The sequence below is a fragment of the Micromonospora sp. NPDC005220 genome, from assembly GCF_040607895.1.
Taxonomy (GTDB): domain Bacteria; phylum Actinomycetota; class Actinomycetes; order Mycobacteriales; family Micromonosporaceae; genus Micromonospora.
In genome coordinates this window covers 1-12152 of the sequence record NZ_JBEXHP010000033.1, presented here as the reverse complement: position 1 = coordinate 12152, position 12152 = coordinate 1, and the positions used below count along the sequence as shown (strand labels likewise).

The 12152-nt window shown below is 67.7% G+C and carries 9 protein-coding genes and 1 pseudogene; 4 read left to right on the top strand and 6 right to left on the bottom strand.

The window, feature by feature from the left end; all coding sequences use genetic code 11:
- Positions 1 to 55: 55 nt before the first annotated feature.
- Positions 56 to 2755: an RICIN domain-containing protein gene (locus ABZU52_RS15340; RefSeq protein ID WP_354971674.1), complete on the bottom strand. Its 2700-nt coding sequence runs from the start codon at positions 2753 to 2755 to the stop codon at positions 56 to 58.
- A 472-nt stretch (positions 2756 to 3227) separates the two neighbouring features.
- Here ABZU52_RS15340 and ABZU52_RS15335 point away from each other — a divergent pair, with 472 nt between their 5' ends.
- Positions 3228 to 3584 (top strand): hypothetical protein, encoded by a 357-nt coding sequence (locus tag ABZU52_RS15335; protein WP_354971673.1) that lies wholly within the window; start codon positions 3228 to 3230, stop codon positions 3582 to 3584.
- Positions 3585 to 3604: 20 nt separating this feature from the next.
- On the opposite strand, the gene ABZU52_RS15330 is transcribed toward ABZU52_RS15335, so the two are convergent.
- Positions 3605 to 4843 (bottom strand): IS701 family transposase, encoded by a 1239-nt coding sequence (locus tag ABZU52_RS15330; RefSeq protein ID WP_354971701.1) that lies wholly within the window; start codon positions 4841 to 4843, stop codon positions 3605 to 3607.
- A gap of 228 nt (positions 4844 to 5071) precedes the next feature.
- Here ABZU52_RS15330 and ABZU52_RS15325 point away from each other — a divergent pair.
- Positions 5072 to 5287, top strand: a pseudogene (locus ABZU52_RS15325) (transposase); the annotation flags it as partial.
- A gap of 7 nt (positions 5288 to 5294) precedes the next feature.
- Here the strand turns inward: ABZU52_RS15325 and ABZU52_RS15320 are convergent.
- Together ABZU52_RS15320 and ABZU52_RS15315 are read right to left on the bottom strand one after the other, a co-directional pair.
- Positions 5295 to 5525 carry a hypothetical protein gene (locus ABZU52_RS15320; RefSeq protein ID WP_354971672.1) on the bottom strand — a complete coding sequence of 77 codons (231 nt, stop codon included), beginning with the start codon at positions 5523 to 5525 and terminating at the stop codon, positions 5295 to 5297.
- A 456-nt stretch (positions 5526 to 5981) separates the two neighbouring features.
- Entirely contained in the window at positions 5982 to 7028 is a 1047-nt protein-coding gene (locus ABZU52_RS15315) for a LacI family DNA-binding transcriptional regulator (protein WP_354971671.1), read from the bottom strand.
- Between the two features lie 564 nt (positions 7029 to 7592).
- On the opposite strand from ABZU52_RS15315, the gene ABZU52_RS15310 reads away from it, so the two are divergent.
- Both ABZU52_RS15310 and ABZU52_RS15305 read left to right on the top strand, forming a co-directional pair.
- Entirely contained in the window at positions 7593 to 10301 is a 2709-nt protein-coding gene (locus tag ABZU52_RS15310) for an RICIN domain-containing protein (RefSeq protein WP_354971670.1), read from the top strand.
- A gap of 296 nt (positions 10302 to 10597) precedes the next feature.
- Positions 10598 to 10837, top strand: a complete 240-nt coding sequence (locus ABZU52_RS15305; RefSeq protein WP_354971669.1) for a hypothetical protein — start codon at positions 10598 to 10600, stop codon at positions 10835 to 10837.
- A gap of 226 nt (positions 10838 to 11063) precedes the next feature.
- Here ABZU52_RS15305 and ABZU52_RS15300 read toward each other — a convergent pair whose 3' ends face one another.
- Together ABZU52_RS15300 and ABZU52_RS15295 are read right to left on the bottom strand one after the other, a co-directional pair.
- Positions 11064 to 11258, bottom strand: coding sequence for a hypothetical protein (locus tag ABZU52_RS15300; RefSeq protein ID WP_354971668.1), 195 nt, complete (start codon positions 11256 to 11258; stop codon positions 11064 to 11066).
- Between the two features lie 30 nt (positions 11259 to 11288).
- The coding region (locus tag ABZU52_RS15295) for an IS3 family transposase (RefSeq protein WP_354971667.1) at positions 11289 to 12152 on the bottom strand (864 nt) is incomplete at its 5' end.

The window sequence follows — 12152 nt, the reverse complement described above, 5'->3', positions numbered from 1 at the left end:
ACGATGGGTCAGCTGGTCGCCGGAAGTCGGACTTGTCAACCACCTCTGCCACTGGTCAGGCGGGCACGAATTGCCACTGTTGGTTCGTCCCGCTGTTGGCGGTCCACTGCACGACCTGCGCGCCGTCACTTGTCGCTGCGGCGTAGACGTCGGCCGCCAGTCCGCTGGCCTGGCTGACGATGGTGTAGTAGCCGTCACCGGTGGGCCGCAGGTACCACGACTGGTTGGTGCCGCCATTCGCCGACCACTGCTGCAGTTGCAGGCCCGTCGTGGTGCTGCCGCCGTTGACGTCGAGCACCTTTCCGGAGGTGGTGTAGCGCAGGGTGTAGGCGTCCTGGGTGGCGCTGATCGTCCAGGTGGGGGTGCCGCTCTGCTGGACCGCTTTGGCGCCGTCGGCGGTGGAGTTGCCGGCGATGGCGAGGGGCTTTCCGCTGTTGCGGTTGACGATGCGGTAGGTGCCGGGAGTGGGCCCGGTTCCACCGCTCCCACCGAGGGTGAGGTACTCGGCCGAGTCGGTGAAGAGGGTGCTGCCGGACTTAGCGGTCGACAGTTGCAGGTACACGCGGCTGCCGGTGGCGGGGGTGGTGAAGGACACCGGTTGGGTGACCCGTGAGCCGAGTGGGATGGTCAGGTTGCTGTTGCCGGACGCGACGACCGTGCCGGTCGGGCTGTCGAGCCGGGCGGTCCAGGTGAAGCCCACGGAGGTGTTGGTGAGGTCGTCGTTGAACACTGTGATGTTGCGGGTCACCGTGGCGTTGCGGGCGTAGCTGGGTACCGCCTGCGGCAGCGGGAAGGTGCCGTTCGAGTCCGAATTGCCGGAGGCGGACCAGTAGGGGAGGTCGACCGCGGCCACCGGGTTGAACGCCGCCTGCACGCGCTGGATCTGTGCGTTGCTCCACGGGTCGGGCAGGTTGTCCGCACCGTAGACCGGGCGAGTGTTCTCCTCCGTGGTGAAGTCGGTGGTTCGCACGCCCGGCACCACGCTGGCCCAGGCAGACAGCAGCGTGTACGGGCGCAGGTCGCTGGCGTCCTTGCCGCGCTTGGCAGCAGTTGCGGTGGCGAACCACGTGAAGCCCTGCTTGGTGCTGCAGGCAGGCCAGATGTACTCGCCCTCGCCGTCCGGGCGCCCGGAATGGCGATTCAGGGCCTCGCCGTAGCGGCCGACGCCGTCCAGGTAGTGCGCGAAGATGGCGAAGTTGGGGTAGTTCATGGCCGGGTACCGGCTGGGCGAGTCCGCGCCAATGCCGGCGTCGATGCTGATCGGCCGAGTGCCGTCGTTGCCGTTCATCGCCGCGTACAGGTCCTGTTGGAACTGCTGCGAGTCGTTGCTGTTGGAGCTGGGCTCGTTGATCTGGCTCCAGCGGATGATCGCCGGATGGTTGCGGTCGCGCAGGGTCAGCGCACGAGCGTGGGCCACCATGTTGGTGCGTCCGGACACGAAGTCCTGGGAGCCACTGCGGATGGCGGTCTCGTCGATGACCATCAGGCCCATCTCGTCGGCCACGTCGAGCATGTACGGGCTGGCCGGTTCCATGTGCATGCGTACCACGTTGTAGTGGAGACGCTGGTAGTTGTTCACCGCCGCGGGCCAGCCGCCGTTGCCGGACGACGGCGGCAGGAAACCGGGCAGGGTGTCGTACGCGTCGCCCTTACCGCCGTAGTTGACCCGGTCGTAGTCGGCGCCCTGCAGGCTGTCGCCACGGAAGTTCACCCGCACGCCGTTGAGGTAGTAGTACTCGCCGTTCTGCGTGCTCTCCCGGAACCCGAAGCGGTACGTGGCGTCACTGGTGCGGCCGTCGTCAGCTGTGGCGTGGATCGCCAGGCGGTGCAGTTGGGCCCGGTACCCGGACCGGTACGGCACATTGGGCCACCAGTACGAGGTGGTGCCGAGGTCCCACGCCACGGGGCCCACCGTGACCTTCGCCGTCGAACGGGCCGCCACCGTCACGGTCTGCTGCGGCAACTGCGGGTAGCTGAAGGAGCCCGCGCCGTCGGACGTGATCGACCCGCTCAGGGTGACGGTTCTGGTCGCGGCCGAGGAGTTGGTCACCGACACGTCGTAGCTGAGGGTGCGGTTCGCCACCGAGGTACGGACGAACGCGTCGCTGACGTACACCGCCGGGTACACCCGCAGGGACGCGGACCGGTAGATGCCCTGCGGTATCGCCTCGGACCAGTCGGCCGCTATGGGGACCAGGTACTTGCCGTCGGACGACCTCAACGCGCCACGGCCCTTCACCTGCACGCTGATCGTGTGGGTGGTGCCCGGTGCGGCGTAGCTACTGATGTCGAAGTTCGACGGGGTGAACGCGGTGGTCTGGGTCGCCACCGCCCGGCCGTCGACGGAGAGTGTCGCCTGGTGGTTGACGGCGCCGAACTCGATCCAGGTCGACTGCGGCTGCCCCGAGTCCGGCACGGTGATGCTGCGCGAGTACACCGCCTCGTTCACGTCGGTGAAGCCCTGCTTGTACCAGCCGCCACCGGGCACCGCGATCGAGGTCGTTGCCCGGCCGGAGGGCGTGAAGCTCCACGTCCCGTTCAGATCGACCGAGGCGATGGCGCCGTTACCGGCCGCCACACCGTCAAGTCCGGCGGCCGCGACACTGTGCGTCGCGACCGGCACGGCCCGGGCCGACCCGGGAGTTGCCAGGGTCACGCCACCCAGCGCCAGGGGCAGGCCGAGCGCCACGATCGCGGCCAACCCTCTGACCGACGCCGACACTCGACCACCCCGGCGGACGTTCGTACGATGCACGGTAACCTCCTGCGACTCACCCGACAGCCTTCCGACTCCGGGCCAAGGCTTCGTTGCTGACGGTAGTCGAATCGATTCGACGACCCGCCGGCGTCGTCGGCCACCCGGGAGGGTGAACACAGCCGACACGTAGATGTGATTAACCGGCAACATGGGCACTGAGTCAAGGATTTGGGCTCATCTATCTTGCATCGAAGCCTTAAATTCTATTAATTCCGACAGAAGCCGCAGCAAAGGTAGGATGAAAGGCCCGCCGGCATCACGGTTGACGCTGCAGAAAATCTCATGGTCGCCTGACGACGCCGGTGCCTATCGCGAAGCTCGCGCAGCGCCTGATCCTTCTGGCTCGTGACGAGCGCCCGCTGACCGCGCGCCAGGAGCGCCGACACTAGTTGGCGATCGTGTGCGTCTTGCCGGTTCCCGGCGGCCCCAGAACCACGACCCCCGTCTCGGCGCGAAGCAGCTCGATGACGTGCATCTGCTCATCGTTCGTCGCCTTGCAAAAGAGAGGGTCGCCACCGAGCACGTCGCCGTTGACAGCACCCTGACTCCCCAGTCACCCGTTACGCTGCTCGGGCTCCGTGTCCACCACAAGCTGAGCAAGCGCAACGGGAACCCGAGCGTCAGGTTGGCGCAGCGCCTCTCGGATGTGCTGATAAGTCTCGGCAAGGAGCACCCGGCTGCGCCTACGTACCAACAGCGCCGGCGACAAGCTGACCACCGGGATGCGCTGCAACTCATCACCCGCCACCGCGGGGTGGGCTTCCTCGTGCACCGCCGTATCCAGACATTCCTCAAGAAGGCCGACGATCGGAGGCAGCAAAGCTAGTACTCAGCAGGAGATCTGTTTCAGGGCTCGGTGAGGGCTTGTCGGGCGTAGTGGCTGATCTTGGCTGCGGCTTGGCGTCGACGTCGGAAGATGGACCAGGCGATGACGTCGGCGACGCGTCGGGTGGGTTCGAGGATCAGGGCGTGGAACAGCCGGCGGAGTTCGTTGACGGTGATCGGGATCAGGCCGTCCGGGGTGGTGGTGCTGGCCGCTGCGGCGGCGGCGAGGAACGCGTGGGCGGCGATGACGAGGGTGGTCCAGCGGTGCCAGGCCCGCCAGCGGCGGTGTTGGTGCTGGTCCAGGCCGAGCCCGGTCTTGGTGGCCTGGAACGATTCCTCGATGCTCCACCGTCGGCCGGCGACAGCGACCAGGTGGTGCAGCGGGGCCGGTTGGGGTGACCAGCAGCGGTAGAACGCCAGCTCACCGGTGGTGCGGTTGCGGCGGATCAGCAGCCAGTGGTGACCGTCGTGCTCATCGGCGGCCAGGGGCAGGGTGACGAACGCCCAGTCGTAGTAGCGGTGGCCTTTCGCTCCCTGGCCTGCGGAGATCCGCTGCCACGCCCGCGTCGGCGGGTCGGCGGCGATCTGGTCTGCTCGCTGGACGCCAAGTCCGGTCGGGGCTCGGTGCGAGCAGGCGACCGCGAGGACATAGCCGAGTCGATGGCCACGCAGAGCCGCGGCCAGGTGCGGGTCACCGCCGTAGGCCTCGTCGCCGGCAACCCACCGGCAGGGCAGCCCACCGGAGACGGCGGTGTCGATCAGCCGCCGTGCCAGCTGCGGTTTCGTGGCGAACCCGATCGTGTCGGGCACCCCGGCCTCCGCCCGTCGCGCGGGATCGTCGGTCCAGGATTTCGGTAGGTAGAGAGCGACGTCGACCAGGGTGTGCCCCGCCGGTGAGGCATAGGACAGGTGCACCGCGAGCTGACAGTTCTCGATCTTTCCGGCGGTGCCGGAGTACTGCCGTTGCACCCCGACCGTGTGCACACCCTTCTTCAGATCACCGGTCTCATCGATCAGCAGCACACCGTCGGGGTGCCCAAGCTTGACCGCGACGAAGTCCCGCACCTCGGCACGCACCTGCGCGTCGTCCCACCGGGCCCGACCGATCAGATCCTGCATCCCGCCCGGACCGTCATCGCCGGCGTGCTCCGCGATCGTCCAGCAGTTCTTGGTCGGCAACGGCGCCAGCAGCCCGGCCATGAAGTCCCGCACCCGCCGGCGGGGCTCAGGCCGGCCAAAGCACGACCCGACCACGTCCATCAGCTCGTCGAACAGCCCCAACCATCGCTGGACGTCTACTCTGTAGGCGGCAGCCACCGCCGTATCTTGGGTCCACACAACCACGAGACTCAGCGGTGGCTGCTCCACGCTCACGGACAAAACCACACTGCTACAGCAGGTCAGAACGGATCTCCTGCTGGAGTACTAGTACCGTACGTGGACGAGCGGCGCGAATAAGCCAGTAGAGCAAGTGGGCTACTGAATCAGTCGGTGAAGGGTGGGCTGCCGAAGTGGGACAGACGGCAGCTTATCGATGGGATCAGGTGGCGGATCCGGATCGGGTCGCCCTGGCGTGACGTCCCGGCCGAGTACGGACCCTGGCGGACGGTCTACGGCCTGTTCCGCCGCTGGCAGCGCGACGGTACCTGGGACAGGATCTTGACCGCGTCACCGGCCGCCCGCGATGCGGAAGGCCGGATCACGTGAACGGTCAGCGTGGACTCGATGACCAGCGGCGCGCACCAGCACGCCGCGGGCGCAGGTCCAGCAGGCTGTCGGTGATGGTGAAGGTCGGGATGTACTGGAACTCGATCTGCGCCACGTCGGGAGCACCGATGCCGGCCTGCAACGCCGTGCGCAGCTTGGTGTACTCCGGGGCGCCCTGATCGGCGTTGACCACCTCGACCTTGACGGCCGGGTACTTCTGTTCGAACAGCGCCACCTCTTGCGCGATGTCCGGCCCAGGCCCAGAACGTCAGCTCGGTCGCAGTCGACATCGCCTTGTCGATGTCGGCCTGGCTCACCGCCTCGGCGGCGGAGGTACCGCCGCCGCACGCGGCCAGGCGGCACTCAACGACACCGCTCCGGCCGCGGCGAGCAAGGTTCGACGGCTTACCGGGAACTGTGGGGACGATGTGGCCAAGGCGAACTCTCATCAAAAGGGCAGGGGGACCGGCGCGCCGGGCAACGGAGTGCTGGGGACAGGGGGTATCGAGAGAGGTGCGCGTCCGCGCGGGTGCTACCGCCGCTCGTCAGCGACGGCCGGTGCGGGTCTCGGGTGACGTGCCGCCGTAGGTGGACAGATCGACGCTGATCAGGGCTGGGTGGATGGGACTTCGCTGCCGGCGGGCTGACCGTGCGGGCCACCGTGGGCATGGGGGATCGCTCGGCGGCCACGTCACGGGATCGGCCGGGGCGGTGGTGGCGCCGTCGAGGCGCGGACGACGAGCTCGACCGGTTGGTCGGCCGCCGGTGGAAGCTCGACGTCCGGCTTCTCGATGACCTGTACCAGCAGCGCGAGGCCCTGCCGCGTGACCTCGTCGAACGGCTGCCGCACGGTGGTGAGCGGGGGAGTGACGTAGGCGGCGACCGGGATGTCGTCGAACCCGACGACGCTGATGTCCTCGGGCACGCGGCGCCCGGCCTCGAGCTGCGCGCGGATGAGACCGATCGCCATGTCGTCGTTCGCGGCGAACACCGCGGTCACGGTGCCGTCGCTGGCCAGTTCCCGGCCCGCCGCGTAGCCGGACGCGGCCGACCAGTCGCCCTCGACGACCGGCGGCTCGTCCGCGCCGTGGGCTCGCAGCGCCTCGCGCCAGCCGGCGAGACGGTCCCGTGCCGAATACCACCGCTGCGGGCCGGCCAGGTGATGGACGGTCGCGTGCCCCAGCTCCAGCAGGTGCTCGGTCGCGGCCCGCGCGAGCCGGCCCGCGCCGACCCTGGCGGTCACCACCTGCGGCGCGGCGAAGGTGGGCGGCGCGCCGAGGACCAGGACCGGCACGTCGACGCTGATGAGGCCGACGCCCTCGTCGATCGGCTCGGAGATGACGACGCCGTCCACGCCCTGGCCCAGCAGCGACGCCAGGGCGCTCGCGATGCCGCCCGGGTCGCCCTCGATCGTGGCGGCCACCCGCAGCGTGTAGCCCACCTCCCGGACCGCCCGCTCGATGCCCATGAGCCACGACGCCGGCCCGTACAAGGCGCTGCCGAGCGTCACCACGCCGATCGACCGGGTCCGCCCGGAGGCCAGCGCCCGGGCCGCCTGGTTGCGCCGGTAGCCGAGCTCCTCGGCGGCGTCCAGGACCCGCCGGCGCACGTCGGCCGAGACATACGGCTCGTCGTTGAGGACCCTGGACACCGTCTTCTGGGAGACGCCGGCCAGCCGCGCGACGTCCACGCTGCGCGGCGTCGGAGGGCTTTCACCCGGCCTCGCCAGTCGCGTCACGGCACCTCCCATCGCCGGCCATCGTCCTGTATGATTGCGCAGTCATGTCTACGCAATCAGACACTCGCCATCAAGATCACGTAACCCGCCCGTGACGCTGGCGAAGCACGTTTCTTACCAGCACCCTAACTCCAGTTTCGAACCGAACAAATCAGGCCGGGCCGCCCGCCGACTTCACCGAGGACCACAGTGCTGTCCACGCCTTCGGCCTGTCACGCGGCCGGGCGCCGCGGAGGCGAACCGGTTCGCTATTCGATCGGCACCGCGTCGGTGGGCCGGCGACACGGAGTGCCTGAGCGCGATGCCCCAGCACTCCGGAAGGGGTCGTACTTATCGGCGGCCACCCGAAGCTTGCGAGGCGTCAGGAGCAGGAAGAGCCGTCTTGAAACCTTGACTTCACGCTCGATGCACCCATTAATACATACCTATGTATTTGGGCCGCAACCAGCCTTCCCGGCTGGTCGGCGACGCCGGCAGATTTGTCGAATCGATTCGAGTATCGGCCTTGAGGCTGTGCCCTGAACCGGTCTTGCGGAGCTGGCGGATGAGTCACAGGAGGTAACCGTGCATCATACGAACGTCCGCTGGGGTGGCCGATTGTCGGCGTGGGCCAGAGGGTTGGCCGCGACCGTGGCGCTCGCCCTGCCCCTGACGCTGGGTGGGCTGACCCTGGCGACCCCCGGGTCGACCCTGGCCGCGCCGGTCGCGACGCAGAATGTCGCGGCCGCCGGACTTGACGGTGTGGCGGCCGGCAACGCCGCGATCGCCTCGGTCGATCTGAGCGGGACATGGAACTTCACGCCCGCGGGTCGGGGGGCGACCACGATCGCGGTACCCGGTGGCGGCTGGTACAAGCAGGGCTTCACCGACGTGAACGAGGCGGTGTACTCGCGCAGCATCACCGTGCCGGACTCGGGGCAGCCGCAGTCGACCTGGATCGAGTTCGGCGCCGTCAATCACCAGGCGACACTGTCGGTCGACGGCCGCGTGGTCGCCACCCAGACGACGGCGTTCACCCCGTCGAACTTCGACATCAGCGCATACGGGGCGCCCGGCACCACCCACACGATCACGGTGAACGTGAAGGGCCGCGGCGCGTTGAAGGCATCCAACGGCCGGTACCTGGTGCCCGACGCCGCCACGTGGTCCGAGGCGATACCGCAGGGGATCTTCGGGTCCGCGTTCCTGCGGGTGTACCCGGCGGTGTACGTCAGCGACACATTCGTGCGTACGTCGGTGGCGAACAAGACGCTGACCTACGACGTGACGGTGCGGAACACGTCGGGCAGTTCCCGGTCGGTGACGTTGACCGGGTCGCTGTCGTCCCACAACGGAACGGCTTTCAGCTACCCGGCACTGCCCAGCCGTACGGTCACCGTGGCGGCCCGCTCGACCGTGACCGTGACCGTCGGGCCGGTCGCGTGGAACCTCGACAGCACCTCGTACTGGTGGCCCAATGTGCCGTACCGGTCGGGGTACCGGGCGCAGTTGCACGGGCTGACGGTGCATGCCGTCACCGACGACGGGCACACCAGCGACGCCACGTCCCGGTTCGGGTTCCGGGAGGCCACCCAGAACGGTGACTACTACTACCTCAACGGCGTGCGCGTGAACTTCCGCGGCGACAACCTCCAGGGTGGCGACTATGACCGGATCAACAACGGCGGCAAGGGCGACGCGTACCACACCCTGCCCGGCTTCCTGCCCCCGTCGTCCGGCAACGGCGGCTGGCCGCAGGCGGTGGACAACTACCAGCGGCTGAACTACAACGTGGTGCGCATCCACCAGGAGCCCGGGAGCCCGTACATGTTGGATGTCGCCGACGAGATGGGCCTGATGATCATCGACGAGGTCGCGATTCGCGGCTCCCAATCCTCGCAGGAGTGGCAGAACTCCGTCGGGCGCGACAACATGGTCAACCACGCCCGTGCGCTGGTCCTGCGCGACCGCAACCACCCCGCGATCATCCGCTGGAGTCAGAACAACGAGCCGAACCAGAGCGGCCAGGATTCCGAACAGTTCGAGAAGGACCTGTACGCGGCGATGAACGGCGCCGACGGCACCCGGCCGATCATTGTCGAGGTGGGCGTCGGCGGGAATGTCAGCCTGTATCCCGGGATGACGTACGCCAACTTCGCGGTGATCCCGCACTACGTCGACGGCTTCGGCAGGTACGGGGAGGGCCTGATCACCGTGAATGGGCGGCCCGACGGCGAGGGCGAGTTCATCTGGCCGGCATGCAACAACAAGCAGGGCTTCGAGTGGTTCGCCACGGCAACCCTGGCCAAGCGCGGCAAGGGCGCCACCGACCTGCGCCCGTACACGCTGCTGTCCGCCTGGGCCAGCGTCGTGCCCGGCGTGCGGTCCACCGACTTCACCCCGGAGGAGGGCGGTCACCCCATCTACGGCGCGGACAACCTGCCCGACCCGTGGAGCAACCCGCAGATCCAGCGCGTGCAGGCGGCGTTCAACCCGGTGGCCGCGGTCGACCTCCCGTACTGGTCCGCCTCCGGCAATTCGGACTCGAACGGCACCTTCCCGCTGCCGCAGGCGGTACCCAGCTACGCCCGCAACGCCACGGTGACCCGCAACATCACAGTGTTCAACGACGACTTCACCAACACCTCGGTGGGCTTCACCTGGACCGCCCGGCTCGACAGCCCGACCGGCGCGGTCGTCGCGTCCGGCAGCACCACCCTGACCGTCCCGCTCGGCTCACGGGTCACCCAACCGGTGTCCTTCACCGCCCCCACCACCGGAAGCCGCGTGTACCTGCAACTGTCGACCGCTAAGTCCGGCAGCACCCTCTTCACCGACTCGGTCGAGTACCTCAACCTCAGTGGAAGCGGCGGAACCGGGCCCGCAGCAGGCACCTACCGCATCGTCAACCGCAACAGCGGAAAGCCCCTCGCCATCGCCGGCAACTCCACCGCCGACGGCGCCAAGGCGGTCCAGCAGAGCGGCACCCCCACCTGGACGATCAGCACCACGCAGGACGCCTACACCCTGCGCTACACCGCCTCCGGAAAGGTGCTCGACGTCAACGGCGGCAGCACCACGACGGGCCTGCAACTGCAGCAGTGGTCAGCCAATGGCGGCACCAACCAGTCGTGGTACCTGCGGCCCACCGGTGACGGCTACTACACCATCGTCAGCCGCAGCAGCGGACTGGCAGCCGACGTCTCCGCCGCCTCGACCAGCGACGGGGCGCAGGTCGTGCAGTGGACCGCCAACGGCGGGACCAACCAACAGTGGCAATTCGTGCCCGCCTGACCAGTGGCAGAGGTGAGTGCCAAGTTCGGCCGCCGGTAACGGGCTGCCGATTGTCGCGCCGACTCGGGGGCACGGTTTGTGCCTCCGAGTCGGGCGCGATCCCATCACGGTGGGACACGAGCTACCGATCCGGACAGACGCGGGCCCGGTCCGCTCGCTACCCGTACGTGAGCCAGGCCCGGGCGTCGCGGCTGAGTGCACGGACGGTCGAACGCGCGTACTGGCAGTTAGAGTCCGCTGGCTACTCCCGAACCATCTTGCGGACGCAGCTGAGCACCGAGATCAGCGATGACTACATGCTCTACATCTGGCGCGCTCAAGAGGGACGGCCTCTCGGCGTACTTGACACACCTCGTGGGGTAGTGCGCAGCATGTCGTGGCAAGACGCCCTCATCATCGCCTACGACGACGGCACGATCATGAGCTGGGACGTACGCAATAACCCCGCGCAGGTTCCGGCTGAAGGCAGTGAGCACCGTGCGCTCAACAGCGAAGAACGCGAACGATATGGCTTGCCGCCAAAGCCAGTCGACTAAAAGTTCACCAGCGTGCAAAACGGCTCTCGTGGTGGCCCGCCGATGTCAGACAGAGAGGCCGTAGCGGACTGAATCCAACTTGATGGCTGCACACTTACACATGGTTATGGCGGTCAGTCTTGAGTCAGCCCTGGCCGTACCGTAACCTATGAGCATGTGCACCCCAGGTTGGTACACATATGATGCGTACAAGAGTTCGGACACGTTATTTCCCCACGAAGCGTGATTACTCTTCGCGTTTCGAGCGATCCCCGTCCCGTTGGGCGGGGATTTTTGCTGTGCGGGGCAGGACGCTCGTCGGGGCGGTGAGCGGGAAGACCGCCGTGTCAGTTTCGATGGTCCAAGCGTCGTCGTCACACACGATGACCATGTTGTGGAGCCGCAGGTAGCCCGCGACGCTGCCTGGATCCTGGTCGCGCATTGAGCTTCCCCCGCTTTGATGGAGGGGTGGTTACCTGCTGCCGGTCGGTGCAGGGGTGACGATATCTGGCTCGGTCTGGCTGGTCTGTTGGTGGTGCCAGGCGGTCTCGTACTCGTCGGGGCTGAGGTCGCCCAGTTCTTTGTGGATGCGGCGGGTGTTGTACCACCCGTCGATGTAGGCGAAAATCGCGTTCTCGGCCTCGTCGCGGGTCCGCCAGCTTGTGCGGTAGACGAGTTCGATCTTCAACGTGGACCAGAAGTTCTCCATCAGGGCGTTGTCGTAGGAGTCGCCGACGGAGCCCATCGAGGGCAGGATCCCGTTGTCCTGTAAGCGTTGCGCGAAGCGGAAAGACGTGTAGTTCGATCCCCTGTCCGAGTGGTGGATCAAGTGGCCGTCGCGGACGTCGCGGGACCAGATGCCGTATTCGAGGGCGGCGAGGATCAGGTCGGTGTCGCAGCGGTCGGAGGTCTTCCACCCGACGATGCGGCGGGAGAAGACGTCACGGACCGCGGCGAGCCAGAACACTCCCTGACCGCAGGGGATGCGGGTGGCGTCGGCGACCCAGAGCCGGTTCGGTCCGGCCGCGGTGAACTGCCGGTTGACCAGATCCGGCGCCGGCGTGTGTCGTGGATCCTGCCGGGTGGAGCCGCCCCGCCAGCCGCGACGCAGGAACGCACCCTGCCAGCCCTGCTGCGTCATCAGCCGCTCGACGCGTTTGCGGCCGACGTGGATGCCGTCACGGCGCAGCTGCCGGTGGATCCGGTCCGCGCCGTAGGTGCGCCCGGAAGTAGTCCAGATTTCGTGGATGTTGGACAGCAGGCCCAGGTCGACCACGTCCCGGTCGCAGGGCTGCTCGGCCTGCTTGACCCACGCGTAGTAGGTCGAGGCGCCGAT